This window comes from Acidovorax sp. M2(2025), from assembly GCF_049330835.1.
Classification (GTDB): Bacteria; Pseudomonadota; Gammaproteobacteria; order Burkholderiales; family Burkholderiaceae_C; genus Acidovorax.
Genome location: NZ_CP186262.1, coordinates 137,025 through 162,735 on the forward strand (window position 1 = coordinate 137,025; position 25,711 = coordinate 162,735).

General features: G+C 68.5%; 30 protein-coding genes. 20 read left to right on the top strand and 10 right to left on the bottom strand.

What is annotated here, in order from left to right; translation table 11 throughout:
- Positions 1-47 precede the first annotated feature (47 nt).
- The 6 genes from ACOYR3_RS00590 to ACOYR3_RS00615 all read left to right on the top strand — a co-directional run bounded on the left by ACOYR3_RS00590 (position 48) and on the right by ACOYR3_RS00615 (position 6,186).
- Positions 48-2,996, top strand: coding sequence for a DNA topoisomerase III (locus tag ACOYR3_RS00590; RefSeq protein ID WP_422844597.1), 2,949 nt, complete (start codon positions 48-50; stop codon positions 2,994-2,996).
- Positions 2,993-3,217, top strand: a complete 225-nt coding sequence (locus tag ACOYR3_RS00595; RefSeq protein WP_422844598.1) for a hypothetical protein — start codon at positions 2,993-2,995, stop codon at positions 3,215-3,217. Before ACOYR3_RS00590 ends, ACOYR3_RS00595 begins: the two co-directional genes overlap by 4 nt.
- 53 nt (positions 3,218-3,270) lie before the next feature.
- On the top strand, positions 3,271-4,050 hold the full coding sequence (locus ACOYR3_RS00600; protein ID WP_422844599.1) for a helix-turn-helix transcriptional regulator: 780 nt from the start codon (positions 3,271-3,273) through the stop codon (positions 4,048-4,050).
- Positions 4,051-4,216: 166 nt separating this feature from the next.
- Positions 4,217-4,822, top strand: a complete 606-nt coding sequence (locus ACOYR3_RS00605; protein WP_422844600.1) for a YbhB/YbcL family Raf kinase inhibitor-like protein — start codon at positions 4,217-4,219, stop codon at positions 4,820-4,822.
- Between the two features lie 129 nt (positions 4,823-4,951).
- The gene (locus tag ACOYR3_RS00610) at positions 4,952-5,305 is read left to right on the top strand and encodes a DUF4124 domain-containing protein (RefSeq protein ID WP_422844601.1); all 354 of its coding nucleotides are present in this window, start codon (positions 4,952-4,954) and stop codon (positions 5,303-5,305) included.
- A 131-nt stretch (positions 5,306-5,436) separates the two neighbouring features.
- On the top strand, positions 5,437-6,186 hold the full coding sequence (locus tag ACOYR3_RS00615; RefSeq protein ID WP_422844602.1) for a tyrosine-protein phosphatase: 750 nt from the start codon (positions 5,437-5,439) through the stop codon (positions 6,184-6,186).
- 4 nt (positions 6,187-6,190) lie between these two features.
- On the opposite strand, the gene ACOYR3_RS00620 is transcribed toward ACOYR3_RS00615, so the two are convergent.
- The gene (locus ACOYR3_RS00620) at positions 6,191-7,447 is read right to left on the bottom strand and encodes an IPTL-CTERM sorting domain-containing protein (protein ID WP_422844603.1); all 1,257 of its coding nucleotides are present in this window, start codon (positions 7,445-7,447) and stop codon (positions 6,191-6,193) included.
- Between the two features lie 460 nt (positions 7,448-7,907).
- On the opposite strand from ACOYR3_RS00620, the gene ACOYR3_RS00625 reads away from it, so the two are divergent.
- Positions 7,908-8,393 (top strand): hypothetical protein, encoded by a 486-nt coding sequence (locus ACOYR3_RS00625; protein ID WP_422844604.1) that lies wholly within the window; start codon positions 7,908-7,910, stop codon positions 8,391-8,393.
- A 25-nt stretch (positions 8,394-8,418) separates the two neighbouring features.
- On the opposite strand, the gene rarD is transcribed toward ACOYR3_RS00625, so the two are convergent.
- Both rarD and ACOYR3_RS00635 read right to left on the bottom strand, forming a co-directional pair.
- Positions 8,419-9,303, bottom strand: coding sequence for an EamA family transporter RarD (rarD, locus tag ACOYR3_RS00630; RefSeq protein ID WP_422844605.1), 885 nt, complete (start codon positions 9,301-9,303; stop codon positions 8,419-8,421).
- 71 nt (positions 9,304-9,374) lie between these two features.
- A complete protein-coding gene (locus ACOYR3_RS00635; RefSeq protein WP_422844606.1) occupies positions 9,375-10,394 on the bottom strand; it encodes a LacI family DNA-binding transcriptional regulator in 1,020 nt (339 codons plus the stop codon).
- Positions 10,395-10,531: 137 nt separating this feature from the next.
- On the opposite strand from ACOYR3_RS00635, the gene ACOYR3_RS00640 reads away from it, so the two are divergent.
- Genes ACOYR3_RS00640 through ACOYR3_RS00650 form a run of 3 tightly spaced genes read left to right on the top strand, consistent with a single transcriptional unit; the run spans position 10,532 to position 12,996 of the window.
- A complete protein-coding gene (locus ACOYR3_RS00640; RefSeq protein WP_422844607.1) occupies positions 10,532-11,374 on the top strand; it encodes an SDR family NAD(P)-dependent oxidoreductase in 843 nt (280 codons plus the stop codon).
- 42 nt (positions 11,375-11,416) lie between these two features.
- Entirely contained in the window at positions 11,417-12,412 is a 996-nt protein-coding gene (locus ACOYR3_RS00645) for a Bug family tripartite tricarboxylate transporter substrate binding protein (RefSeq protein ID WP_422844608.1), read from the top strand.
- Positions 12,413-12,468: 56 nt separating this feature from the next.
- Positions 12,469-12,996: a carboxymuconolactone decarboxylase family protein gene (locus tag ACOYR3_RS00650; RefSeq protein WP_422844609.1), complete on the top strand. Its 528-nt coding sequence runs from the start codon at positions 12,469-12,471 to the stop codon at positions 12,994-12,996.
- A 323-nt stretch (positions 12,997-13,319) separates the two neighbouring features.
- Here ACOYR3_RS00650 and ACOYR3_RS00655 read toward each other — a convergent pair whose 3' ends face one another.
- A complete protein-coding gene (locus tag ACOYR3_RS00655) occupies positions 13,320-13,463 on the bottom strand; it encodes a GSU2403 family nucleotidyltransferase fold protein (RefSeq protein ID WP_422844610.1) in 144 nt (47 codons plus the stop codon).
- Positions 13,464-13,805: 342 nt separating this feature from the next.
- Here ACOYR3_RS00655 and ACOYR3_RS00660 point away from each other — a divergent pair, with 342 nt between their 5' ends.
- Positions 13,806-15,215, top strand: coding sequence for a DUF2130 domain-containing protein (locus tag ACOYR3_RS00660; protein WP_422844611.1), 1,410 nt, complete (start codon positions 13,806-13,808; stop codon positions 15,213-15,215).
- 41 nt (positions 15,216-15,256) lie between these two features.
- On the opposite strand, the gene ACOYR3_RS00665 is transcribed toward ACOYR3_RS00660, so the two are convergent.
- On the bottom strand, positions 15,257-15,832 hold the full coding sequence (locus ACOYR3_RS00665; RefSeq protein WP_422844612.1) for a flavin reductase family protein: 576 nt from the start codon (positions 15,830-15,832) through the stop codon (positions 15,257-15,259).
- A gap of 153 nt (positions 15,833-15,985) precedes the next feature.
- Between ACOYR3_RS00665 and ACOYR3_RS00670 the strand changes: the two genes are divergently transcribed.
- Positions 15,986-16,381, top strand: coding sequence for a VOC family protein (locus ACOYR3_RS00670; RefSeq protein ID WP_422844613.1), 396 nt, complete (start codon positions 15,986-15,988; stop codon positions 16,379-16,381).
- Between the two features lie 16 nt (positions 16,382-16,397).
- Here ACOYR3_RS00670 and ACOYR3_RS00675 read toward each other — a convergent pair whose 3' ends face one another.
- Both ACOYR3_RS00675 and ACOYR3_RS00680 read right to left on the bottom strand, forming a co-directional pair.
- Positions 16,398-17,078, bottom strand: coding sequence for a hypothetical protein (locus ACOYR3_RS00675; RefSeq protein ID WP_422846647.1), 681 nt, complete (start codon positions 17,076-17,078; stop codon positions 16,398-16,400).
- Between the two features lie 241 nt (positions 17,079-17,319).
- Positions 17,320-18,573: a helix-turn-helix domain-containing protein gene (locus tag ACOYR3_RS00680; protein WP_422844614.1), complete on the bottom strand. Its 1,254-nt coding sequence runs from the start codon at positions 18,571-18,573 to the stop codon at positions 17,320-17,322.
- An 84-nt stretch (positions 18,574-18,657) separates the two neighbouring features.
- On the opposite strand from ACOYR3_RS00680, the gene ACOYR3_RS00685 reads away from it, so the two are divergent.
- Positions 18,658-19,263: a class I SAM-dependent methyltransferase gene (locus ACOYR3_RS00685; RefSeq protein WP_422844615.1), complete on the top strand. Its 606-nt coding sequence runs from the start codon at positions 18,658-18,660 to the stop codon at positions 19,261-19,263.
- Positions 19,256-20,023 (top strand): tRNA-uridine aminocarboxypropyltransferase, encoded by a 768-nt coding sequence (locus ACOYR3_RS00690; RefSeq protein WP_422844616.1) that lies wholly within the window; start codon positions 19,256-19,258, stop codon positions 20,021-20,023. Before ACOYR3_RS00685 ends, ACOYR3_RS00690 begins: the two co-directional genes overlap by 8 nt.
- 9 nt (positions 20,024-20,032) lie before the next feature.
- Here ACOYR3_RS00690 and ACOYR3_RS00695 read toward each other — a convergent pair whose 3' ends face one another.
- Complete coding sequence (locus ACOYR3_RS00695) at positions 20,033-20,677, bottom strand: DNA-3-methyladenine glycosylase (protein ID WP_422844617.1); 645 nt, start codon at positions 20,675-20,677, stop codon at positions 20,033-20,035.
- 100 nt (positions 20,678-20,777) lie between these two features.
- Here ACOYR3_RS00695 and ACOYR3_RS00700 point away from each other — a divergent pair, with 100 nt between their 5' ends.
- From ACOYR3_RS00700 to ACOYR3_RS00720, 5 genes are all read left to right on the top strand, one after another.
- Positions 20,778-21,302, top strand: coding sequence for a GNAT family N-acetyltransferase (locus ACOYR3_RS00700; protein WP_422844618.1), 525 nt, complete (start codon positions 20,778-20,780; stop codon positions 21,300-21,302).
- A gap of 93 nt (positions 21,303-21,395) precedes the next feature.
- Complete coding sequence (locus ACOYR3_RS00705; protein ID WP_422844619.1) at positions 21,396-21,647, top strand: hypothetical protein; 252 nt, start codon at positions 21,396-21,398, stop codon at positions 21,645-21,647.
- Between the two features lie 115 nt (positions 21,648-21,762).
- Positions 21,763-22,344 (top strand): DUF1439 domain-containing protein, encoded by a 582-nt coding sequence (locus ACOYR3_RS00710; RefSeq protein ID WP_422844620.1) that lies wholly within the window; start codon positions 21,763-21,765, stop codon positions 22,342-22,344.
- Positions 22,345-22,568: 224 nt separating this feature from the next.
- Complete coding sequence (locus ACOYR3_RS00715; protein ID WP_422844621.1) at positions 22,569-23,606, top strand: SDR family oxidoreductase; 1,038 nt, start codon at positions 22,569-22,571, stop codon at positions 23,604-23,606.
- A 49-nt stretch (positions 23,607-23,655) separates the two neighbouring features.
- Positions 23,656-24,039: a hypothetical protein gene (locus tag ACOYR3_RS00720; RefSeq protein ID WP_422844622.1), complete on the top strand. Its 384-nt coding sequence runs from the start codon at positions 23,656-23,658 to the stop codon at positions 24,037-24,039.
- A gap of 30 nt (positions 24,040-24,069) precedes the next feature.
- On the opposite strand, the gene ACOYR3_RS00725 is transcribed toward ACOYR3_RS00720, so the two are convergent.
- The gene (locus ACOYR3_RS00725) at positions 24,070-24,426 is read right to left on the bottom strand and encodes a hypothetical protein (RefSeq protein ID WP_422844623.1); all 357 of its coding nucleotides are present in this window, start codon (positions 24,424-24,426) and stop codon (positions 24,070-24,072) included.
- A 73-nt stretch (positions 24,427-24,499) separates the two neighbouring features.
- Positions 24,500-25,162 carry a TetR/AcrR family transcriptional regulator gene (locus ACOYR3_RS00730; RefSeq protein ID WP_422844624.1) on the bottom strand — a complete coding sequence of 221 codons (663 nt, stop codon included), beginning with the start codon at positions 25,160-25,162 and terminating at the stop codon, positions 24,500-24,502.
- Between the two features lie 115 nt (positions 25,163-25,277).
- On the opposite strand from ACOYR3_RS00730, the gene ACOYR3_RS00735 reads away from it, so the two are divergent.
- Positions 25,278-25,706, top strand: coding sequence for a VOC family protein (locus ACOYR3_RS00735; RefSeq protein WP_422844625.1), 429 nt, complete (start codon positions 25,278-25,280; stop codon positions 25,704-25,706).
- The last annotated feature ends 5 nt before the right edge of the window (positions 25,707-25,711 follow it).

Genomic DNA, 25,711 nt, shown 5'->3' on the forward strand with positions numbered 1-25,711 from the left:
CGCCCGGCCCGATGCCGGATGAGCCAGACTGGCGAGAAACCCAACAAATGACCAAGACACTGGTAATTGCAGAGAAACCTTCCGTCGCGCAAGACATCGTGCGCGCGCTGACCCCCGTGGCCGGCAAGTTCGACAAGTTTGACGACCACTTCGAGAACGACCGCTACGTGGTCACCAGCGCCGTGGGCCACCTGGTGGAGATCCAGGCCCCCGAGCAGTTCGACGTGAAGCGCGGCAAGTGGAGCTTTGCGCACCTGCCCGTGATCCCGCCGTACTTTGACCTGAAGCCTGTGGACAAGACCAAGAGCCGCCTGGCGGCCGTGGTCAAGCAGGCCAAGCGCAAGGACGTGACCGAACTCATCAACGCCTGTGACGCGGGCCGCGAGGGGGAGCTGATCTTCCGCCTGATCGAGCAGTACGCCGGTGGCAGCAAGCCCGATGGCAAAGGTCTCGGCAAGCCCGTCAAGCGCCTGTGGCTGCAGTCCATGACGCCCCAGGCCATCCGCGACGGTTTCGACGCCCTGCGCTCCGAGCAGCAGATGGCGGGCCTGGCCAGCGCGGCGCGCAGCCGCTCCGAGGCCGACTGGCTGGTGGGCATCAACGGCACGCGCGCCATGACGGCGTTCAACTCGCGCGACGGTGGGTTCTTCCTGACCACCGTGGGCCGGGTGCAGACGCCCACGCTGTCGCTGGTGGTGGAGCGCGAAGAAAAGATCCGCAAGTTCGTGAGCCGCGACTACTGGGAAATCCACGCCACCTTTGGTGCCCAGGCAGGCGAATACCCCGCCAAGTGGTTCGACCCCAAGTGGAAAAAAGGCGAGGATGCCGAAGCCAAGGCCGACCGCGTCTGGTCGCTGGCCGAAGCCCAGGCCATTGCCAACGCCGTGCGCGGCAAGCAGGCCACCGTCACGGAAGAAAGCAAGCCCACCACCCAGGCATCGCCCCTGCTGTTCGACCTGACCAGCCTGCAGCGCGAGGCCAACGGCAAGTTCGGCTTCAGCGCCAAAACCACGCTGGCACTGGCGCAAAGCCTGTACGAACGCCACAAGGCGCTGACCTACCCCCGTACCGATTCGCGCGCGCTGCCCGAGGACTACCTGCCCGTGGCGCGCAAGACCTTCGAGATGCTGGCCGACAGCGGCATGCGCCACCTGGCGCCGCACGCGCTCACGGCGCTGAACAACAACTACATCCGCCCGTCCAAGCGCATCTTCGACAACAGCAAGGTCAGCGACCACTTTGCCATCATCCCCACCACGCAGGCGCCGTCGGGCCTTTCCGAGGCCGAGCAGAAGCTGTACGACCTGGTGGTGCGCCGCTTCATGGCGGTGTTCTTCCCCAGCGCTGAATACACCGTCACCACGCGCATCTCGACGGTAGCTCCCCACAGCTTCAAGACCGAGGGCAAGGTGCTGGTCAAGCCGGGCTGGCTGGCCATCTACGGCAAGGAAGCGGCGGATGAAGTGGAAGGCGGCAAGGACGGCGACAAGGGCCAGAACCTGGTGGCCGTGAAGCCCGGCGAGATGGTCAACACCCTGGCCGTAGACCCCAAGGGCCTCAAGACCAAGCCCCCCGCCCGCTACTCCGAAGCCACGCTGCTGGGCGCCATGGAAAGCGCCGGCAAGCAGATCGACGACGACGAGCTGCGCGAGGCCATGCAGGAGAAAGGCCTGGGCACCCCCGCCACGCGCGCGGCCATCATCGAAGGGCTGCTGACCGAAAAGTACATGCTGCGCGAAGGCCGCGAGCTGATTCCCACGGCCAAGGCGTTCCAGCTCATGACGCTGCTGCGCGGGCTGGAGGTGGAGGAGCTGTGCCGCGCCGACCTGACCGGCGAGTGGGAGTACAAGCTGGCGCAGATGGAAAAGGGCCAGCTCTCGCGCGAGGCCTTCATGCGCGAAATTGCCGCCATGACCGAGCGCATGGTGAAGAAGGCCAAGGAATACGACCGCGACACCATCCCGGGCGACTACGCGACGCTGCAAACGCCCTGCCCGAACTGCGGCGGCGTGGTGAAGGAGAACTACCGCAGGTACGCATGCGTCGGCCGACCAGCCGACGCTGGCGGCTCCGGCGAGGGATGCGGCTTCAGCTTCGGCAAGTCGCCCGCGGGGCGCACCTTCGAGACGGCCGAGGCCGAGCAGCTGCTGCGCGACCGCAAGATCGGCCCGCTGGAGGGCTTCCGCTCCAAGGCCGGCTGGCCGTTCACGTCCGAGATCGTCATCAAGTACGACGACGAGGCCAAGAACTACAAGCTCGAATTCGACTTTGGCGACGACAAGAACGCCGAGGAATCGGGCGAGCTGGTGGAGTTTGAGGACGCCTCGCTCGGCCCCTGCCCCATCTGCGGCGCGGAGGTGCACGAGCACGGCAGCAACTACGTCTGCTCGCGCGCCGTGCCCACGGCCGCCCAGCCCACGCCCAACTGCACCTTCAAGAGCGGCAAGGTCATCCTGCAGCAGCCGGTGGAGCGCGAGCAGATGGCCAAGCTGCTGGAAACCGGCAAGACCGACCTGCTGGACAAGTTCGTCTCCATGCGCACGCGCCGCAACTTCAAGGCCCACCTGGCCTGGGACAAGGATGCGGGCAAGGTGAATTTCGAGTTTGCGCCCAGCAAGTTCCCGCCCCGCAAGCCCGCTGCGGCCGGGGCCGCTACAAAAACAGGAGCTGCCAGCGCAAGCAGGACAAGCGCTGCAGCCAAAAAAGCCCCTGCAAAAAAGGCCGCAGCCAAAACCACCGCCGCCAAGGCCCCGCGCAAGGCCGCGGCCGGCAAGGCCCCGAGCGCCGCCCTGGCCGCCGTGATCGGCACCGATCCGGTGGCGCGGCCCGAAGCCGTGAAGAAGCTGTGGGAGTACATCAAGGCCCACAACCTGCAAGACCCGCAGGACAAGCGCACCATCCGCGCCGACGACAAGCTGCGTGCCGTGTTCGGCAAGGACAGCGCCGGCATGTTCGAGCTGGCCGGCCTGCTGGGCAGCCATCTGGGAGGCGAATGATGCCGGCGCTCGGCGCACCATCCACCGCACCCGTCAAGCAGCGCTTCTGGCGCGCCGCGCTGGTGGCAATGGCGGTCGCTGGCGCGTTGCCGGGCTGCGGCAGCGCGCCGGGCGCCGCGCGTTCCAGCGACCCCACGGCCCAGCAGCCCCGGCAGGGCGCCAGCGGGGTGACCGTGTTCGGCGACATCGACGTGAACGTGACGCGCGAGCGCACCCGCTGAGGCGTGTCGGTGGGCGCGCCTTCGACCATAGGGCCCGGGCGTTCGGCGCAGGCATGACGGACGCCCCCGCACTCTCGCTGCAGATTGCCACCACCGTGCACCACCGCGTGCACACGGTCACCGTGCGCATGGATTCGGTGGGCTGGGTGGTGTCGGGCACCAAGCACCTGGTCACGCCCGGCGGCGGGCACCGCTACCCCAGCGGGCGCGTGTTCGTGCTGCCGCGCGGCGCGCAGTGGGAAATCGTGAACGACCCCGCGCCGCAAGGCCGCTACGTGGCGCGCCTGCTGTGTTTTGCGCCCGGGCTGGTGGAGCAGTTCCACCGCCAGTTCGGCCAGTTTTCGGCCGTGCCGCCCGTGCAGGGCTGTGCGGGCCTGGCGGCCGGTGCCGATTTTCAAGACTGCTTTGTGCGCGCCATGGCGGCGCTGGAGAGCGAGACCAGCTCGCAGGCCGTGCGCGAGCACCGCGCGCTGGAAGTGCTGCTCCTGCTGGCGGAGGCGGGCATCGTCTTCGCCCCGCCGGGCGAGCTGGGCTGGGCCGAGCGCGTGCGCCGCCTGGTCGGTGCCAGCCCCCAGGCCGACTGGACGCTGGAGCGCATTGCCGCCGCCTTTGCCACCAGCGCCAGCACGCTGCAGCGGCGCCTGGCGCAAGAAGGCGAAAGCGTGAGCCAGTGCCTGCGCGACGTGCGGCTGGAGACCGGCCTGGTGCTGCTGCAAAGCTCCACCCTGCAGGTGTCCGAGGTGGCCGCGCGCTGCGGCTATGGGTCGCACAGCCGGTTCAGCGCCGCCTTCCGCGAGCGCTTTGGCTTTGCGCCGTCGCACCTGCGGCCGTGAAAAAACCCCGCACAACCCGTTCACACTGAGGGCAGCCGAAGCGCGGCGCAAGGCCTGTGCGCATGACGCGCCGCGCACAGCCTTTGACGCGGCCGGGCCAATGCCGCGGCGTGGCAAGGCGCATCATCCAAGCCTTGTTCACCCCGCCATTGCAAGGAGTTTTCCGATGCCCACACCCGCTTTGCGCCCCCTTCGCCGCCTGCGCGCCATGACCGCCCTCGCCGCGCTGGGCATTGCCCTGGCCGCGCAGGCCCAGGGCTTCACGCTCAGCAGCCCCGACTTTGCCGAGGGCAGCACGCTGCCCCGGCGCTTTGAATACAACGGCTTCGGCTGCGCCGGCGACAACCAGTCGCCCGCCCTGCGCTGGAGCGGCGCTCCCGCCGGCACGCAGAGCTACGCCGTCACCGCCTACGACCCCGACGCGCCCACCGGCTCCGGCTGGTGGCACTGGGTGGTGGTCAACCTGCCCGCGAGCGTGACGGAACTGCGGCCCGACGCCGGTGCGGCCGGGGGTGCCCAGCTGCCCGCGGGCGCCAGCCACGTGCGCATCGACTACGGCGTGGCCGCGTGGGGCGGCGCCTGCCCGCCCGAAGGCGATGCGCCGCACCGCTACATCTTCACCGTGCACGCGCTCAAGGTGCCGCGCCTGGATCTGCCCGCCGACGCCACCGCCGCGCTGGCCGGCTTCATGATCCACGCCAACAGCCTGGGCAAGGCCACGCTCACGGCGCGCTACGGGCGCCCGGCGGGCAAGGGCGCCAGCAGCAAGTGAGGCCGGTGCGGCCCCGCGTTGCAACGGGCTGCACGTGAGCGGGGCCGGCGTTGCATACACTCCGCTCTTGTGCCCGCCCCCCGTGCTGTGGCGCTTTTCCACATCCGTTCCTGTCCCGGAGTCCCTCCCATGCGCAGCTCCCGCGAACGCGCCTTCTGGTCCGTGCTGGCCACCCTGCTGCTGGCCGCTGCCGCCGCGGCGTGGTGGACGGCAGACCAGTGGCGGCCCCATGCCGGGCCCTGGGCCGAACAGGCCTGGAAGAAGATCACCCGCCCTGGCCCCGAGACCCTGCCGTCCGGCCAGCAGCCGCCCGCTGCGCAGGCCCGCCCCGCGCAGGGTGGTGCGTCCGCGCCCGCGGCTGCACCGCCCCGCAAGTGCGTGAAGGACGGCCGCACCACCTACACGGACCAGCCCTGCCCGCACGGCAGCCAGGAGCTGCCCGTGGACGGTGCCGTCACCTCGCTGCCCGCACCCGCCCGGTAGGCCGGTACGGCGCCGGACGAGCGCCCGGACCCGGGGCGTCCGCCCCGTGACACGCTGCCACCGCAGGGCGCGGCTATGCTGTGCGGCGCAATCCCTCGGCCCGCCGCCCTCCAACCGCTGACTCCTCCACCATGCACGCCCCCGTCCGATCCCTGCCGCTCACCGGCGCCACCAACTTCCGCGACCTGGGCGGCTATGCCGGCCATGGCGGCCGGCCCGTGAAGTGGCGGCGCATCTTCCGCTCGGACCACCTGGCGGGCCTCACCCCCGACGACCAGGCCCTGATGGCCCAGCTGGGCGTGGCCCGGGCCATCGACTTCCGGGGCCAGGCCGAGAGCGCGGCCCTGGCGTATGCGCTGCCGGGCGTGGCCTACCACCCGCTGCACATCGAACCCACCGTGGTGCAGCGCGCGCTGGAGCTGCAGCGCACCGGCCGCCAGCTCACCGCGCAGGACGCCGTGGCGCTGATGCAGGACACCTACCGCGGCTTCGTGCACGACAACGCGCCGCGGTTTGCCGAGCTCTTCCGCCTGCTGCTGGCCAGCGATGCGCCCACGGTGTTCCACTGCACCGCCGGCAAGGACCGCACCGGCTTTGCCGCCGCCCTCATCCTGCTGGCGCTGGGCGTGCCGCGCGACGTGGTGATGCAGGACTACCTGCTCACCAACACCCTGTACCGCCGCCCGCCCGGCATGGGCAGCCATGCGCCCGAAGAGGTGCTGGCCGTGCTGTGGCGCGTGCAGGAGGAGTTTCTGGACGCCGCACTGCACAAGGTGGACGCCGACTTTGGCGGACTGCAGCCCTACCTGGTGGATGTGCTCGGGGTGGATGCGGCGGCGCAGCGGGAGCTGGCGCAGCGGTACCTGCAGCCCGCGCGCTGACACATCAAGAGCGCTTCTGCCGCTCCCTGAGGCGGGGCAGACCTCCAAGGCCCAGCCCCGCCAGGATCAGCGCCATGAACGCCATGCCCCATTCCGAGAGGGTGGGAATCGCGGTACTGCTCACCAGGGGTGTCACTTGCAGGGAGAACGGGGCGCTGGTGCTGGCCGTGTATCCCGTGGCGCTGTCGTAGACCGCTGTCAGCGACCGGGCGCCGGGCGGCAGGTCGCTGGTGGTGCATTGCGCAGAACCCGCGACCACGGGCACGGCGCTGCAACCGGCGATGGGTGTTCCTCCATCCAGAAAGGTCACGGTGCCCGCGGCCGACGGAGTGCTGACGGTCGCCGTCAAGGTGATGCTGGCGCCCGCTCCGACCGTATTGCTGGAGCTGCTCAGCGAGAGGGTGGTCGCGACGCTACCCAGTGCGTAGATCGGCGCCGGACTGATCTGCTTGGTGGTGCGGAACTGGAAATCCGGAAATCCATAGTGCATGGAGCTGAGGAAATTGGTGGGAAAGGTGTCTTGCGTGCAGCCGTTGCAGTAGCGCATGTCCAGATACGTCAGCGCTGGATTGATCTGCGTGCTGGAGCCGAAGTAGTAGCCGTCACTCGCGCCCTGGTAGATCTCCATGATGTACTCGGTGTCCTTGGCAAGCACCAGAGGCTGCGCAAGCGGCGCATAGGTGTACGTATCCGCCGGGCCTGATACCTGCTGCTGGGCCAGCTTGGCCTGCGTGGCCACATCGAACAGCGTCAGGTACCGGGTGGTGCCCGAAGGCTCGTACTTCCCGAAGTCGGTCACCAGAATGTCCTGGTTGGGCTTGAACCTGAAACCACGCTGGGAATTTCCGACACCGCCGAGCTGTCCTACGACCACCTGCTGTGTGGCCGAATTGGCCACGGCATCGGTGTAGTCGAACGTGTTGACCGTGCTCGCGCTGGTTGCTGCGGGATTGCCGCCAAAAATGAAAAACGCCGTCGTGGCCGAAGCGGGGATCGAGGGAACTTTGACCCAGACCACCGTGGAGGCGGTGTTGACCCCGCTTTCGATGTAATAGTCCATCAGCGTGCCGCCCGATGCGGCCGTCCCAAAACGCAGATCGGCAGCGTCCGCCCGCAAGTGGCCCGCCGCCACCATGCTGGCCGTGTCCAGCACCAGGCGGATCTGGTAGTCCGTCAGGGTTGCGCCGCTGCTTTCCGTGATGTTGAACGGACTCGCCTGCGTCCAGCCCGCGGGCTGTGCCTGGGCAGTGTGTGCGGCCATCGCGGCCAGGACGCTGCAGGTCCACGCCGCAGCGTGGCGCAACGCACTGCGGCTGCGTGCTGCGCCGCGAACGGGGCGCTCAGCCGTTTTTGTTGGGAATGGAAGTGTGTGTGGCATGGGATGAAGCGAGGCGATTGCGGATGGTGCTGTCGGGGGTGTGGGATGAACGAGCGCTTTGCCGGACGCGCTGGACAGCACACGGCAACGGGTCACAGGCCCGCGCGGGCCGCGGCCGCTGCACCGGTGCAGGCCCTGGCGCTGAAGTGCCTTGGACGTTCAAGACCGAGCGGGAGCCTATCGCGCGTCGTGATTTGCACAAAGGAAAATTTGCGCAGGCACGCCCCCGGCCCTTGCCCCGCCGGCGCCAAAGACGTACACGCAGCGGCCGCCCACCGCTTCCGCTGCGGGTACGATGCCCGGTTTGACCTTGCCCCCTGCGCTTCGCGGCGCCTGTTCTCCCATGATTCGACTGATCCTGATCGCCCTGGTGCTGCTGGGCGGCTTTTACGCGCACGGCCGCTACACCTTCTCCGAACCGCGGGTGATGGGCTGGCTCGTGCAGCACACGGCGCACAGCATGCAGGGCGACAGCGCGGCTTGCGATGACTATGCCAACGACGTGAAGGTGGCCCTGACCGCCAAGGGCCTGCGCGGGCGCTGGGAGGTCGAGGGCGGCAAGGAAGAGGTGTGCGGCTACCTCAAGCAGTCGGCCGCGGCGCTGACGGTGCTGCAGGCCCGCACGAGCACGGAGTTTGAGGACGTGCGCATCACGCGCGGCGGGTTCCCCTGGACCACCGCCCGCGTGCAGTACACCCAGCGCACCGCGGTGCAGGCCGGCCCCATGCCCAGCCTGACCATCGTCAGCGAGGATTCGATGGTGCTGGCCCGCACCACGTCGGGCCTGCGCATCCGCGAGCTGCAGTCACAGTCGTCCGGCGGGCTGTGATCGCGCGGCGCGCCGTCGCTTCGCTTCAGGCCGCGGCCCGCCGGGCCGCCAGCCTGCGCCCTGCCCACACCCCTTCGGCCGTGTACAGCGCCAGGGCCGCCCAGATCAGCACAAAGCCCTGGGCGCGCGGGCCGGCAAAGGTCTCGCCATACAGGAACACGCCCATCAGCGCCAGGATGGACGGGGTGATGTACTGCAGGATCCCCATGGTGGACAGCGGCACGCGCCGCGCACCGGCCGCGAACAGCAGCAGCGGAATTGCCGTGACGGGGCCGCTGAGCACAAAGAACAGCCAGGTGTGCGCATCGTGCGCGGGCAGCTCGCCGGTGTGTCGGCCCCACAGCAGCGCCACCAGCGCCACGGGGGCCAGCAGCAGCGTCTCCAGCGACATGCCTTCCAGCGCGCCCAGCACGGCCACCTTGCGCATCAGGCCGTAGAAGCCGAAGGTCAGCGCAATCAGCAGCGCCAGCCAGGGCACATGGCCGGACTGCAGCGCCATCCACAGCACGCCGCTGGCGGCCAGGGCAAAGGCCAGCCATTGCGCCTTGCGCGGCCGCTCATGCAAAAAGACAAAGCCCAGCGCCACGTTGATGAGCGGCAGGATGAAGTAGCCCAGGCTGGCGTCCAGCACATGGCCGTTGTTCACCGCCCAGATGTAGCTGAGCCAGTTGGCCGCCAGCAGCACCGCCGAGACAGCGAACTTGCCCAGCAGCGCCGGGCTGCGCCGCACATCGGCCAGCCAGCCAAAGCGGCGCAGGGCCGCCAGCAGGATGAGCACGAACACCAGCGACCACACCATGCGGTGCAGCACCACCTCCAGCGCGGAGGCCGCCTGGAGCTGCTTGAAGAACAGGGGGAACAGCCCCCACAGGGCATAGGCCGACAGGCCGTAGAGGACGCCGCTGGTCATGGATGGTGTGATCGAGAAAAAGCGAAGGGAACAGGCAACGCGAAGCAGGCTAGCGATTCGCAATTGCAGGGTCAGTTGGGAGCAGATCCGACAGACGCCCGATCAGTGAAGGTTACCGGCACTTTTTCAACGCGTGCAGGCAACGCAGCGTTCTCCATGCGATCTCGAAGCATTTCAGCAGTGAGGGCTGCAACCCTAGCGCTGTCTACCGTGACCATTGATATGGCCGGATTGTTCTCGCGTGCGAACGGAGTATCCCCTATCGCAACGACGGAGATATCACGTGGAACACTCAGGTTGTTCAGCGCGATAGCCTGCATCACGCTTCCGAGCGCATAGGTGCCTTGAGCCAGCACCGCAGTCGGGCGATCAGACTGCTTCAAGAGCCGATCAAAGTCACTGAGAACGGAACTGATAGCCGATTGACCTTGAACAATCAGCCCATCTGGCAACGGCACTCCGGCTGCCTTGTAGGCGGCTCTGTACCCTTCCAGGCGGCGACGCACCGGACGATTTTTCGCGTTCCACAAAACAATCGAAATGCGGCGGTGGCCCAGGTCAAAGAGGCGGGCCATGCTCTCCCTCACGCCACCCGCGTGATCAAACAGAACGGTGTCTAGAGAGAGCCCGGAGATGTCTCGATCAAGGACTACAACGGGCATCGCAAGCGCGGAAAGGGCTGCCGCAATTTTCTCGTCCTTCTCATGGTCGGGCGCTGCGATCACCCCATCCATGCCTCTACGTGCAAACGTCTCTAACGTTTCCAGTTCCCGCTGCACGTCGTTGAGGCCATTCGCTAACAACAGCATATAGCCCTCCACGCGCAGACGCTCTTCCAAGGATCTGAAGAGATTGGCATACAGAGGGTTCGCCACATCGGTAAACAAGCAGCCGATCGTCTTGCTCGCGCGCGAACGCAGCGACTGTGCCGTGTGGTTCGGGCGGTACCCCAGGATCTGGATCGCACGCTCCACTTTTTCTCGAGTTGCAATTGAAACGTTATCAACACGATTGATAACGCGCGATGCGCTTCCAACAGAGACCCCTGCCAGCGCGGCTACGTCACGTATGTCAACTGCCTTTTTTCCCATCGCTCCTCCGCAATCAAGCCAAGAGATGATACCCGTCTCGCGTGCGACAGCTTCGGGAAAACGCCATGTTGAAACGTTTCATTTGACGGCGTAGGATTCTTTTCGCTTAGTTGATTTCAACCACCTGGAGATTCCGAATGCCTGAACTGAATGCACAGCGTCAATGTTTCGAAGAGACCTATGGCGTGGCTGCCGCCGCTCGCCGTCTTGAGGGAAGGCGAATTCTGGTCGTGGGAGCCGGGCAGCGAGAGATCGACGATCCTGAGCCCCCCATTGGAAACGGCCGGGCCATTTCAGTTCTCTTTGGGCGAGAAGGCGCGAAGCTGACCTGCGCTGACATCTCAGAATCCGCCGTTGCAGAGACCTGTCGGCAAGTCCGAGGCACTGGTGCCGAGGTGTTTTCCGAGGTCGTGGATGTGGGCGTGGCTGATGCAATTGCTCCCGTCGTTGAGCGTGCTACCCAACGCATGGGTGGACTGGACGGCCTTGTGATGGTGGTTGGAATCTCGAGCAGTCTGTCCGTCGCCAACCATACAGCCGAGGCATGGGATCGGGAACATGCCGTCAATGTGCGCAGCAACCTGCTCTTTGCGCAGCAAGCCATCAAACATATGGCGCCAGGCGGGTCCATCGTTTTGATCTCTTCAATTGCGGCGTTGCGCAATTCCAGTAGCAATCCGGCTTACGAAACCACCAAGGCTGCGCAAGTTTCTTTGGCCCGTTCAATTGCCATGGCAGGGCAGGAAAAGGGCATTCGCTGCAATTCGTTGCTGCCTGGCCTGATGGATACACCCATGGGCCGTGCCGCGACAAAGAAGCGACCTTCGCGTCTAGCTTCCCCACTCCCCTTTGGGCGCCAAGGAACAGGGTGGGAAGTGGCCTACGCCGCGCTATTTTTGACATCGCACGAATCAACTTTCGTGAATGCCCATGCCTTGGTGGTGGATGGCGGGTACGTTGCGGGAATCACGCTTTCATGAGCTAACGGTTCGCTGTTGTCCTTTGGTAAAGGAGAAACCACCATGCCTGAAATGAACCGTCGCCAAGCGATGGCTGCCGTGCTGAGCACAGCAGCCGCCACTTCAATGCTCTCACCCACTTCATCCATTGCTCAGCAGGAGTACCCGACCCGACCCATCAAACTGGTGCTCGGCTTTCCTCCTGGGGGTGCGGCAGATCTATCCGCTCGAAGAATCGGAGAGCAACTTGCCAGGCAATTGGGGCAACCTGTCGTGGTGGAGAACAGACCGGGGGCTTCCGGCAATATTGCAGCAACCTACGTCGCGAGAAGCCAGCCCGATGGATATACCTTGTTTTACGGGTCGAACTCAACGCATGCAATGAATGTGAGCCTCTACTCGAAACTGGATTTTGACCCGGTGAAGGACTTTGAGCCCATCGTGCTCCAGGGGAAAACCTCGAACGTGCTGTCCGTTCACCCGGCGTATCCAGTGAAAAGTCTCAAGGAGTTCATCGATAAAGCGAAGGCGGAACCTGGCCGCATTTCAGTGGCCTCCGGAGGCAATGCCACTAGCCTTCACATGGCCCTTGAGTTGCTCAAGGAGACTGCTGAAATTGATCTTGTCCACATACCCTACAGAGGCAGCGCAGCGGCGGTGACCGACGTCATTGGCGGTCAGGTGCCTGCGATCATGGACAACGTCCCGTCATCGCTTCCGTTCATCAAGAGCGGGAAGCTGCGAGCTCTGGCAGTCACTTCACGCACGCGCTTGGCACAGCTTCCGGATGTGCCAACCTTTGATGAACTGGGCCTGAAAGGCTATGAAGTGGCTGCCTGGGGCGCGTTTTGGGCCCCGGCAGGAACTCCCAGAGCGGTTATCGCAAGACTCAACAAAGAGATGAACATCGCGCTGAAGGACCCACAAGTGATGGCAGTCCTGTATGAAAGCGCAACGGTTCCGCAGGGTGGAACTCCTGAAGAGTTAGCGCTCTTTGCTCGGGAAGAGACAGCCAAGTGGGCTCGTGTCATTCGCCGCGCGGGCATCCGACTCGACTAGCACGGTCCGCACGCCCAATTACTCCCAACTTCGTTGCAACCAACCTCCGGAAAATCATGGCACGTATTCCTTACTTTGATATGAACCAAGCCTCTCCCGCTATCAAGGACTTGGTCTCCTCCAGGCCGCCACTGAACATCTATCGCATGGTGGCCCACGGTGGGCCAACGGCCGAAGGCTTCCTGGCTCTTGGAACAGCACTCCTTCGAAAATCGGAGTTGAACCCCCAGCTACGAGAACTTGTCATTCTCCGGGTGGGCGCTCTTTGCGGCGCAGCTTATGAAGTCTTCCAGCACCGTCGCGTTGCCACGCACGAGGGCGTTTCAAGTGAAAAGATCGAGGCAGTCCTGAGCCGAACTGATACGGAACCTGATTCCGAAATATTTACCCGCCTCGAGATGGATGCTCTGCGTTATACAGATGCAGTTGTTCGCCAGGTAAAAGCTCCCGTTGAACTTTTCCGGGCGCTGGAGGATTCACTATCGCACAAACAGCTCGTTGAGATTACGACTCTCATCGGCTTCTACATGCTGGTGAGTCGATTTCTGGAGAACTTCGAGGTGGACATTGAAAGCCCAGTCTGAGCGTCCTTAGCCATCTCGAATTTGCCCCCCAACTTCCCCATTCTTCGTGGCCTGTTCGGCGCGTCATTTCGACCTGATCCTCAAAGTGCTCAAAAATTGAAGCGTTGAGGAGTCCTCATCGGGACCAGCCGCTTTTTGAAGCGGCCTTTTTTTGCCGACACAGTCGCAGAGCCCCGCATGGTGATGCAGCCAACTCATCTTCGAAGAATGATTTGCAGTGCGAGTTGCTAGCTTTAAACCTGTGCGAAATACTGCTCTACCAGTACTTGCACAGCATCGGCCTGCAACACATCCCGGCGTCGCTTCAGCGGATCCCGGTCAGGCTACCCCGCCATCCACCGCTTGAACGCCACGAAGGTGGCCGGGTGCACGGTGTTCATGCGGGCCATGGTGCCGTTGGTGGCGACGATGACGGCAGAAAAACCCGGCGAGTCCAGCAGCACGCTGGCGCGGCGGGCCTGGGCCACCCAGAAGTCTTCGTCCGCGTCACTGACGCTTGATGGGGTGCGAGTCGTCGTCCGTGCGCTCGCCCCGCATGCCAGTACATTCCGCCGCGCACCCGGGCGGCTTCTTCGGTGGCTTCGGCCAGCGCATCGAACACGGCCACGGCGTCGATGTATTGGCGGGTGATGGCGGGGCGGGGTTCAAGCATTTCGGTACGTCTATCAGCTGCGCAATCATTGTCTTTCGAGGCGCCCCTTGTTGAGGGGGTCGATGATCTGTCGGAGTCGGCCCACCTCCCTCATCCAAGGGCGAATGTTTGCCCGCTATGCTCCCCACCCAACGAAATAAGAACCCCGGTAACCCCCATGCACGACATCATCTGCCCCCACTGCAACAAGGCCTTCAAGGTGGACGAGACCGGGTATGCCGACATCCTCAAGCAGGTGCGCGACGCGGATTTCGCCGCGCAGCTGCATGAGCGGCTGGAGCTGGCCGAGCAGGACAAGCGCAATGCCGTGGCGCTGGCGCGGGCCCAGGTGGCCAACGAGCTGCAGCGGTCGACGGCGGCCAAGGAGGCCGAGATCCATGCGCTGAAGGCCCAGCTGGATGCGGGCGCGGTGGAGCGCGACCTGGCGGTGGCGCAGGCGCTGAGTGCGGTGGAAAAGCAGCGCGATGCGCTGGCGAGCGAGCTGGAGCGCGCACGGCAGGCGCAGCAGGCCGCGGCCCAGCTGGCCGAGGCGCGGCTCGCGCAGGAACTGCAGGGCGTGGCGGCCCGCAAGGATGCCGAGATCCAGCAGCTGAAAGCGCAGCTGGAGGCGGGCGAGGTGGCGCGCAGGCTGGCGGTGACCGAGGCGGTGACGGTGGTGGCCCGCGAGCGTGATGAACTCAAGAACGACCTGAACCTGGTGGTGGTGAAAAAGCAGCTGGAGGAGGCCGCCATCAAGGAGCAGTACGCCCTGCAGCTGCGCGACCGCGACGGCGAGATTGCGCGCCTGCGGGACATGAAGGCGCGCCTGTCGACCAAGATGGTGGGCGAGACGCTGGAGCAGCACTGCGAGACGGAGTTCAACCGCATCCGCGCCACGGCGTTCCCGCGCGCGTACTTCGAGAAGGACAACGACGCGCGCAGCGGCAGCAAGGGCGACTTCATCTTTCGCGACACGGACGAGGCGGGCCACGAGATCGTCTCGATCATGTTCGAGATGAAGAACGAGAACGACGAGACCGCCACCAAAAAGCGCAACGAAGACTTTCTGAAGGAGCTGGACAAGGACCGCAACGAGAAGGGCTGCGAATACGCGGTGCTGGTGTCGCTGCTGGAGCCCGAGAGCGAGCTCTACAACACCGGCATCGTGGACGTGTTCTACCGCTACCCCAAGATGTATGTGGTGCGGCCGCAGTTCTTCATCCCCATCATCACGCTGCTGCGCAACGCGGCCCTGAAGTCGCTGCAGTACAAGACGGAGCTGGCGCAGGTGAAGGCGCAAAACCTGGACATCACCAAGTTCGAATCGCAGCTGGAGGAGTTCAAGGGCGCCTTTGGCCGCAACTGGCGCCTGGCGTCGGATGGGTTCGAGGAGGCCGTCAAGCGCATTGACGAGGCCATCAAGGACCTGGAGAAGACCAAGGAGGCGCTGCACAAGTCGGCCAACAACCTGCGCCTGGCCAACGACAAGGCGGAAGACCTCACGATCAAGAAGCTCACCCGCGGCAACCCGACGATGGCGGCCAAGTTCGCGGAGCTCAAGCAGGTGGGGATTTCCGACGGGGAGTGACCGTGGTGGGAGCCGCCGGCGCGCGCGCGGCCGCCCCGGCGTCACACGGTCACGGACGCCCCCGTCGCGTAGAACTGCCCGCCCGCCACGTAGTGCAGCGTGCGCAGGGCATCGGGTGCGGTGTCGAACTCCCAGTGCCCGTGGCGGAACACGCGTTCATCCGCCCAGGCGGCCACGACCTCGCCGATGAACAGGTCGTAGGCCTGCTGGTTGTGCGGCTCGGGGATCACGCGGCACACCAGCCAGGCGGCGCAGCCTTGCACCAGCGGAATGTGCGGGTGGCCGGGCGCTTCGAACCATTCCACGCCATGGCGCGCCAGCTTGTCGGGAGTGGTCTTGGCGCTGTCGGTGCCCACGCCCACGGTCATCGCGGCCTGCGCCACGGTGGGCAGCTGCAGGGCCAACAGGCCGCTGGCCTCGACCAGTTCGCGGGTGTGCGTGGCCTTGTCCAGCACCACCGTGACCTTGGGGGGCGCAAAGTCCAGCACACAGGCCCAGGCGGCGGCCATCACATTGCGCTGGCCTGCGTGCGCGGCGGAAACGAGCACGGTGGGGCCGTGGTTGAGCAGGCGATACGCCTTGTCGAGTGGAACGGGAGTGAAGTGGTCGGGGGTCATGCGCGGGGAACCCAAAAAACAGGGGCGTTCCGCGATGATGCGCCAGTTCCCCGGCAGGGCCATCGCAGCGCGCCGGGGCGACACCGGCTGCGGGCGCAGCCCCGTACCATCGGCGGTTTTCGGCCTGGGTTTTATCAAAGGAGACAAGCAGCCATGTTCAGCCATGTGATGGTCGGGGTGAACGACCTGGAGGTTTCGCGCAAGTTCTATGACGCCGTGCTGGGCACGCTGGGCGTGCCGCCCGGCGTGGCCAACAAGAACCGCTATTTCTACCGCAGCCCCACGGGCACGTTTGCGATTTCCACGCCCATCAATGGCGAAGCCGCGTGCCATGGCAACGGCAGCACCATCGGCTTCGTGGCCACGTCGCCCGAGCAGGCCGACGCCTTCCATGCGGCGGGCGTGGCCCACGGCGGCGTGAGCTGCGAAGACCCGCCGGGCTACCGCGAGGGCCCCACGGGCCGTCTGTACCTGGCCTATGTGCGCGACCCCGACGGCAACAAGCTGTGCGTGCTGCACCGGCCGCCCAAGCCGGCCGCGGCGCAGTAGTTCGCGCGCAGCACCTTCAGGCTGCGCGGCGCGGCCGCCGCACGGCGCGCACCTTGCCGCTGGGGCCGCCGCCGCAGTAGAACAGGTCCGCGCCGTCGGACTCCAGCCCGCTCACGCCCACGCCGGCCGGCATGTCCAGCTGCTGCAGCACGGCGCCGCTCAGGGGGTCGATGTGGCGCAGGCTGCTTTCCTCACCCTCCCAGGTGCCGTGCCACAGCTCGCCATCCACCCAGGTCACGCCGGTCACGAAGCGGTCGGACTCGATGGTGCGGCGAATGGCGCCGGTGGCGGGGTCGATCTGGTGGATCTTGCGGCCCTGGTACTGCCCCACCCACAGGCTGCCTTCGGCCCAGGTCAGGCCCGAGTCGCTGCCGCCGCCCGGCGCAGGGAGGGTGGCCAGCACCCGGCCGGTGGCGGGGTCGATCTTGTCGATGCGCGCCTCGGCAATCTGGTAGAGGTGGGTGCCGTCGAACGCGGTGCCTGCGTCGCACACCACGTCGAGCGTGCGGGTGGTGGCGCCGCTGGCGGGGTCAAAGCCCACCAGGTGTTCGCCCGTGGCCGCCCACACACGCTGGCCGTCGTGCGTGACGCCATGGACCGCGCTGGCGCGGCCGAACGGGCCGTATTCGCGCACCACCTGGGCAGGCTGGCGCGCCGCCACGGGCAGGCGCTTGCTGGAGGGAGGGGTGGCGGACATGTCGCTGCCGCAGGCGGTGTCGTGGGTGGCGGGTTTCAGAGGGTTGGTGGTCATGTCGGGGCTCCTTCAAGGTTGGACCCGGGGCACACTCATTGGCCGTGGCATCTGGAACTCCAGATATCCGTTCGGGCTGAGCCTGTCGAAGCCTCGCGCCGCGCTTCGACAGGCTCAGCGTGAACGGTTGGAGTGACTTGGACGCCGGTTTGAACAATGCCGGTGTGCGTTGGGCGGTAAAGCCACTTTAGGGATTTGGCGGCGCGGCGGGGAGTAACAAGATCGTCGTGAATCCCACCAGCGGGGCCGCCACCCAGCGGCGTGCGCGGGCCTGGCCCACGGCGCGCACCTGGCCGGCCGTTTCCAGCTCGGCCAGCGCGCGCTGCACGGTGCGCTGGCTGTCGCCCAGGGCCAGCGCCAGGGCCGATGTGGACCACGCCGCGCCGTCCGCCAGCAGCGCCAGCAAGGCGCCCTGCTCGCCCTCCACCGGCGGGGCCAGCACCGCCACGCCGCGCCCGCCCTGGGGGCGCAGCGCAAAGCCGCGCGCCGTGGCCTCCACACCCGCCAGCGGCGCGATGAGCTTGCGCAGGCGGCCCATCTCCACGCGCAGGCGGGCGCGGTGGGTTTCATCGGGGTGGCGGGTGCGGAACACGGCGGCGATCAGCGCCTCGCGGTCCGCATCGCCGGGCCAGGCCTGGGCCAGCGCACGCAGCAGGGCAAACAGCACGGGGCGGCGCGCCAGGGGCAGCCACCCGCCGCCCGCGTGCACGCCGTGGCGGCAGGCGTCCACCACCAGCGTGCCGCCAGATGCCCGCAGCGCGGCCACGTCCTGCAGCCGCAGCGGCTGTTCGCCCCCCGGCCCCAGCAGGCGCGCGGCGGGCTGGCCCAGCCGCGCGCGGGCGCGGGCCACCTCGGCCTGCAAGGCCGGCACCTCCGCGTGCCCGGCGGCGCGCTCGGCCTGCCGCAGCGCGGCATGGGCTGCATCGACCTGCAGGGCGCGCAGGGCCAGCTCGGCGCGGGTGAGCGCGGCCACGGCGGCCAGCGGCGCGGGCAGGCGGGTGGGTGCGGCGTCGGCCTGCGGGGCGGCGGCCAGCAGGGCCGATGCCTCTGGCAGCCGGCCCAGCAGGATCAGCCTGCGCGCGGCCACCAGCCGGGCCAGCAGGGCGTTGGCCGCGTCGCCCCGGGCCTGCAGCGTGTGCGCGGCGGCCAGCAGGGGCGCGGGGCCCGCCTTGCCGGTGCCGGCCCCCAGGTCGCGCTGGGCCAGGGCCACCTCGGCCTCGGCCACCACGCAGCGGGCGCGGGCCACGGGCTCGTGCGCGCCAAAGGCGCGGGCGGCGCGGCGCAGCAGCGCACGGGCACGCAGATGCTCGCCCAGCTGGGCCATGGCGATGCCGCGCAGGGCCAGCGCGGGCGGGTCGTCGCGCAGGGCCACGCGCTGCAGCGCGGTGAGGGCATCGCCCGCGGCCAGCGCACGGGCCGCCGCGGCAATCATCGAATCCATGGAGCGACAGCCTACACGCAGCCCCGGGCGCGGGCCCGGTGCGGGATACTCTTGCGCTTTGCACGAGAGCACCGAGGACCGCCATTGAAATCCGCCAGCGCCACCACCTTCGACGAGGCCTACTACCAGCGCTTTTACTTCGACAAGAAAACCAGCGTGGTGGACCCGCAGCACCTGGAGCGGCTGGGCACCTTTGTGTGCAGCTACCTCAAGTACCTGCGCGTGCCGGTGCAGCGCGTGCTGGACGTGGGCTGCGGCATCGGGCTGTGGAAGGACATCGTGGCCCGGCACTTTCCGGGCGCCAGCTACCAGGGCGTGGAGTTCAGCCCCTACCTGTGCGAGCGCTTCGGGTGGCAGCAGGGCTCGGTGGTGGACTACGCGGCCCGCGAGCCGTTCGACTGGGTGATCTGCCAGGGCGTGCTGCCCTACCTGAGCCCGTCCGACCTGAAGGCGGCGCTGCACAACCTGGGCCGCCTGAGCCGGGGCGCGCTGTATGTCGAGGCCGTGGCGCGCGAGGACTACGAGCAGGACACTGTGGACGAAGACCTGACCGACAACCGCGTGTTCCGCCACCGGGCCGAGCTGTACCGGCGCGGCCTGCGCGAAGGCTTTGTGGAGCTGGGCGGCGGCGTGTGGCTCAGCCGCCAGGCCGAGGTGCCCATGTTCGCGCTGGAGCACGTGGATGGGTGAGCCCGCGTTGCTGCCCCCGCCGCACGCCGTGGCCCGCCTGCGCGCCGAGCGCCTGGCCCGCAGCGCCAAGCCCTTTCTGGCCCGCGGCGGCCCCAAGGGCGAGCGCTGCCCGGGCTGCCGGCTGGTGCCCAGCCACTGTATTTGCGGCCTGCGCCCGCAGGTGCCGGCGCGCGCGGGCGTGTGCCTGCTGATGGCCGACACCGAGCCGCTCAAGCCCAGCAACACCGGCTGGCTGATTGCCGACGTGGTGCCGGGCACCTTTGCCTTTGGCTGGGCGCGCACCGAGGTGCAGCCGGGCCTGGTGGCGCTGCTGGCCGATCCGCAGTGGCAGCCCTATGTGGTGTTCCCCGGCGAGTTCGTGGCGTCCGAGCGGGTGGTGGCCGAGGTGGCCCCTGACGACACAGTGCCCGGCAAACGCCCGCTGTTCATCCTGCTCGACGCCACCTGGCCCGAGGCGCGCAAGATGTTCCGCAAGAGCCCCTACCTGGACCGCTTTCCGGTGCTGAGCCTGGCGCCCGAGCAGGTCTCGCGCTACCAGCTGCGCCGCTCGCGCCGCCATGATCATTTCTGCACTGCCGAAGTCGCCGCGCTGTGCCTGGAACTGGCGGGCGAGCCACAGGCCGCCCAGGTGCTGGATGCCTACCTGGACGTGTTCACCCACCACTACCTGCAGTCCAAGCACCAGCTGCCGCCGGAGCGGGACGGGCCCGCGCATGCGCAGTTGCGCGCGGCCCTGGCACTGGCGCTGGCGCGCGGATAGGCCGTTCTCTCAACCTCCACCGCGCCCCGCCGCCCCGGCCGCAGCGCCAAACCCCCGGCTCAGGTACCGTGAGCCGCGCAGGCCGAAGCGCCACGGCACTTCCACCGCCTTGCTGATGCCGATGCGCGGCCCGGCCACCACGTCCAGCAGGGGCCGGTGCGCGGGTGCGGGCTCCAGCAGCGCAAAGGGCGGTGCGTCCAGCAGCTGGTGGTTGAAGCCGGCGTCGATGCCCAGGGCCTGCGCCAGGCGCCCGGGGCCGGCGCACAGCAGCCGCGCGTCCAGCACGCCGCCGCGGCGCTCCTGCATCACGGCAAGCCCGTGCGTCGGCTCCAGCGCCCGCAGCAGCACGCCCGCGCCGTGGCCGGCCTCGCGGCACACGGTGTTGATGCACCAGTGCAGCCCGTAGGAGCGGTACACGTACGCCCGGCCCGGCGGGCCGAACATCGCGGCATTGCGCGCCGTGGGGCCGCCGAAGGTGTGCGACGCCGGGTCCGCCTGGTCATAGGCCTCGGTTTCCACGATGCGCCCGCCCACGCCGTCCACCAGCAGCGTCACGCCGATCAGGCGCCGCGCCACCTCGTGCGAGGGGCCGCTGAAATCAATGGCCGCGGGCACCAGGGCCGGTCCGGGCAGGGAAGGGTGGGGCGGGTGCATGGCCGCATGGTAGGGCCTGTTGAGGGCCTGGGCGCCACTGCCGCACGGCGGTGCGGCACAATCGCGGCCCGCCCTTGTTCCTGCGGCCCTTCCACCCACCATGCCCCTGCCCATTCTCTTGCGGCCGTTCCAGCCCGGCGACGCGCCGGCGCTGCGCGCGCTGTTCCACGCCGCGGTGCACGAAATCGCCCGGCGCGACTACGCGCCCGAGCAGCTGCAGGCCTGGGCGCCGCTGGAGCACGACGCGCAGGCCTGGGCCGAGCGCCTGCGCGCCAACCACCCCTGGGTGGCGGAGGTGGCGCGCACGGGTGCTGGGCCAGCGCAAGCAGGCGCGGGCGCTGCCAGCGTGCCGGCCGGCTTTGCCGACCTGCAGGACGACGGCTACATCGACCAGTTCTTCGTGGCCCCGGCCTTTGCGGGCCAGGGCGTGGCCCGCGCCCTGATGGCGCACCTGCACGCCCAGGCCGCGCAGCGCGGCATCGCGCGGCTGTGGGCGCATGTGAGCCTGACGGCCGAGCCGTTCTTCGCCGCCCAGGGCTTTGTGGTGCAGGAGCGCCGCACGGTGGAGCGCGCGGGCGTGGTGCTGCGCAATGCCCTCATGGCCAAGGCACTGGCGCCGGGGTGACGCCCGCCCCGGCATCCCCTGCCATCGCCCCATTCCTGGTTCCGCCGGCCCTGCGCACCGCCGCAGGGCCCGTTCAATGAAAGACCCGACCCCATGACCAAAGACCTAGCCCGCCAGCGTGAACTCCAGCCCATGGTGCTGTGCGAGTCCTGCCAGGGCATCCAGCGCAACTGGCGCAAGGCGCCCGGCCACGCCGAGCTGGTGCAGCGCGGCAGCCGCAAGGAAGACCGCGAGCACGGCCCGGTGACCTTCACCCGCTACGTGTGCGACCGCTGCGGCACCGCCTGGGAATACGAGAACGACCGCACCAACCAGCACGCGGGCTGGTCGGTCGTGGGGCGCTGACCGCCGCGCTGACGACGGCGCAGGCCGCCGCGTGCGCGCGCCCTGCGCCGGCCGCGGGGCCGGGCACTTTTTGCGGCGCGCGCAGTCCCAGCCTTTTCCCCCAGGAGACCTGACCATGCCGCACCGCCGCCACTTCCTCGCATCCACCGCCGCCGCCGCCGGCCGGCTGGCCCTGGGCGGGGCCGCGCTGTGGGGGGCCCGGCAGGCGCTGGCCCTGCCGGCCTACACCGTGCCGCTGGAGCAGTTGCAGGAGATGGTGGGTGCCAAGTTTCCGCGCAGCGTGCCGGTGCAGGGCCTGCTGGACCTGACCCTGCAGGCGCCGCGCCTGCGGCTGCTGCCCGCCGTGAACCGCCTGGGCGCGGCCATGGCCGTGGACGCCGCAGGCCCCGCGCTGCGGCGCAGCCACAGCGGCAGCTTCGACGTGGAGTTTGCGCTGCGCTACGAGGCCAGCGACCGCACGCTGCGGGCCCACCACATCACGCTGGGCCGGCTGGAGTTTCCCACCCTGAAGCCCGCGGTGACCGAGCTGCTCAACACCTACGCGCCCGTGCTGGCAGAGCAGTCGCTGGCCGAAGTCACGCTGCACCAGCTGCGCCCGCAGGACACGGCCGTGTTCGACGGCCTGGGCCTGCAGCCGGGGCCCACCACCGTCACCGCGCGCGGGCTGTCCGTGGCGTTCGTGCCCAAGCCGTCCTGAGCGGCCATTCACTTCAAAAAAGATAGCTGCCCGCGCTTGCCAGACAAGCGCTGCATGGCAATTTCGTCAGAATATCCATGCCGGGCTGTTGCCACATCGCGCGCGACGGCGCGCTACGGCGGTTTCGGCCACCGTCCTACACCCGGCGCCGGCCGCGCGGCCTACAACCGGGATACCGATTGTTGATGTCCCCTGCAGCCCTGTGCGGCGCTGCACAGCACTCCATGGCACTGTCTTCTTCCCCTGCTCGCGGTTCTTCTTTCCTCCCCACCCCGCCGGGGGACGCCGCGCCCGGCCCGGCCGGGCAGGTGGTGGTCATCACCGGGGCGTCCAGCGGCATCGGCCATGCCACGGCGCTGGCCTTTGCGCGCCAGGGCGCGCGGCTGGTGCTGGCGGCCCGCAACCCCGACACTCTGGCGCCCGTGGCCATGGCCTGCCGGGACGCTGGCGCCGCAGCGGCCCTGGGCGTGCCCACCGACGTGACCGACGCCCGCGCGGTGGAGCGGCTGGCCGACACGGCGCTGCGCCACCACGGCCGCATCGACGTGTGGGTGAACAGCGTGGGCGTGGGGGCCGTGGGCCGCTTCGACCAGACGCCCCTGGCGGCCCACCGCCGCGTGGTGGAAGCCAACCTGCTGGGCCACCTGCACGGCGCCCACGTGGCGCTGCGCCACTTTCGCACCCGCGGGCAGGGCACGCTCATCAACCTGATCTCGGCCGGCGGATGGCTGCCGTCGCCCTATGCCGCGGCCTATACGGCCAGCAAGTTCGGTCTGCGCGGGCTGTCGGAGGCGCTGCGGGCCGAGGTGTCCGACCTGCCCCATGTGCATGTGTGCGACGTGGCCCCGACGTTCGTGGATTCACCCGGCCTGTCCCACGGGGCCAACTACACCGGGCGCAACCTCCAGCCCCGCATCCCGCTGCTGGACCCGCGTGCGGTGGCCGATGCCGTGGTGGCGCTTGCGCAGCCCGGCGGGGCCAAGCGGGCCGTGACCTGGCTGGGCCGCGGGGCCGGCCCGGGGCGCGTGGCCCACGCGCTGGCGCCGCAAGGCGTGGGCGCGCTGATGCGCTGGGTGACCGACCGCGCCCTGCGCAGCGCCCGGCCGGTGCCCGCGCCGAGCGACGGCAACCTGTTCGCCCCCTCGCGCGGCACCAGCATCGACGGCGGCATGCGCCGCGCCAACCACCGCGGCCTGGCGCGCGTGGCGGCCTTGGACGTCCTGGGCCTGGCCCTGGGCGTCTGGGCCGGCCGCCAGCGCTGAGCTGCCGCCCTTCACCACCACCACCGCCGTTGACCTGAGGAGCTTTGCCGTGCCCACCACTTCTGCCGCCGGGGCTGCCCCGGCCGCGCCCCCCGGGGTGCCGTTCGTGCTGTATGCCCTGCGGGGCCGCGTGTATGCCAGCAACATCAAGCAAAAGCTCGTGGACCTGGGGCACCTGGCCCGGGACGGGGAGGACGGCGGCTTTGCCTACCTGCTGGACGGGGACCAGTCCACGGGCAGCGGCTTTGCGACCGCGCTGCAGGCGCTGGAGCACATCGCCCAGACCACCACCTTCCTCTTTCTGGACGGCCAGTTCACCGCGCTGGAAGACCTGGGCGGCGCCGACCGGCCGGACCTGGCCGACGCGCCGCGGCTGGAGGTGACGCTGGACCCGCTGGGCCGCGGCGAGAAGGTCATCGACACGCAGGCGTAGCCCGCCCCGCGCGGAGCGGTGCGGGGCCCCTTACGCAGGCCGCGTGAACTGCATCACCCAGTTCACCTCCCAGGTGGCGCCGTGGTCGGCCGAGAAGGCCTGCTGCCAGCGCGGTGCGCCCGTGTGCGTTTGCGACCACTCGAACCGCACGCGCACAGGGCGGCCGTCGCAGGTGTCGTCGCCCTCGAACACCCCCACTCCGTTGCGAAAGCCGCCCACCACCGGCGGGCGCAGCAGGCCGGTGGCCGGGTTCAGCCCGCCGGTGGCGTTGTCCAGCCAGTAGATGCTCCAGCTGCTGGCCACGCCCGAGGGGCTGCGCGGCCCGCAGCGCTGCGCCGCGCGCTGGCGGAGCGGCTGCGGACTTCGGCGGCCTTGTACGGGCTGCAAATGCTATCTATTTGATAGCTGCTTGCACTTTCTGCACATGCGCCACAGCCCAAAAACGCCTGGAACCAAGGGTTCAGAGCCCGCGCTCCACCATGTCCAGCAGGCGCTGCCCCAGGGCGTCCAGCATGGCCGGCGGGGTGCCGCGCAGCGGGCCGTCGATGGCCAGCAGCGCCATGCCGTGCACGGTCGACCAGGCCAGGTACTCCGCGCCCTGGCGGCGTGCGGGGGGCAGGACGCCGGCGGCCACCAGGGCGTCGAGCGCGGCGCTCAGGTGCTCGAACGGGTTGAGGCCGGTGGCGCCGCCCAGGGCGGGGTCGGGGTTCTGCTGCACCGCGAAGCGCCCGCCGAACGCGGTGCGGAACAGCCCCGTCTCGGCCTGCGCAAAGCGCAGGTAGCCGGCGCCCACGGCGCGCACCTGGGCGTGGGCCTGCTCGGCGGCGGTGCCCGTGGCGGGCACCTGGGCCAGCTCGGCCTCCATGAAGCGCGCCGCGGCGGCCACGGCGGCGGCGCGCACGGCGCCCAGCAGGTCGTCGCGGTTGGCGAAGTGGCGGTAGGCCGCGTTGGGCGCCACGCCCGCGCGGCGCGTGGCCTCGCGCAGCACCACGGCATCGGGGCCCCCCTGTCGCGCCAGCTCGATGCCCGCATCCAGCAGGGCGCGGCGCAGGTCGCCGTGGCGGTAGGTGCTGCGCGGGGCGCGGCGGGGCTGTGCGGGGGTGTTGCCGGTGGTTACGCTCATTTTCTTGTTCTGGATGTGGACACTGTCCATTATCTTTGCTATGGTTTGTGGACGGTGTACACAATTGTGCGCCGATCTCTTTGCCGAGCCCCGCCAACCCTTTCCAGGAGACACCATGAAAGTCCAGCCGTACCTGATGTTCGAAGGCCGCTGCGATGAAGCGCTGGAGTTCTACCGCCGCGCCCTGGGCGCCGAAGTGACCCTGCGCATGCGCTACCAGGACAACCCCGAGCCGGCCGGCGCGCCGGGCTGCGCCGGCGGCGGCGGCCCGGGGCCCCGGCCGGACATGGTCATGCACGCCGAGTTCACGGTGGGCGCGACGACGCTGATGGCGTCGGACGGCATGGGCTCGGGCCAGTGCAGCTTCCAGGGCATCTCGCTGGCGCTGAGCCCGGCCAATGCGGACGAGGCGCGGCGCTATTTCGACGCCCTGGCCGAGGGCGGCAAGGTGCAGATGCCGCTTACCAAGACCTTCTTCTCGCAGGCCTTCGGCATGGTGGCCGACCGCTTTGGCGTGCCGTGGATGGTGGTGGCGCCGGAATGAATGCC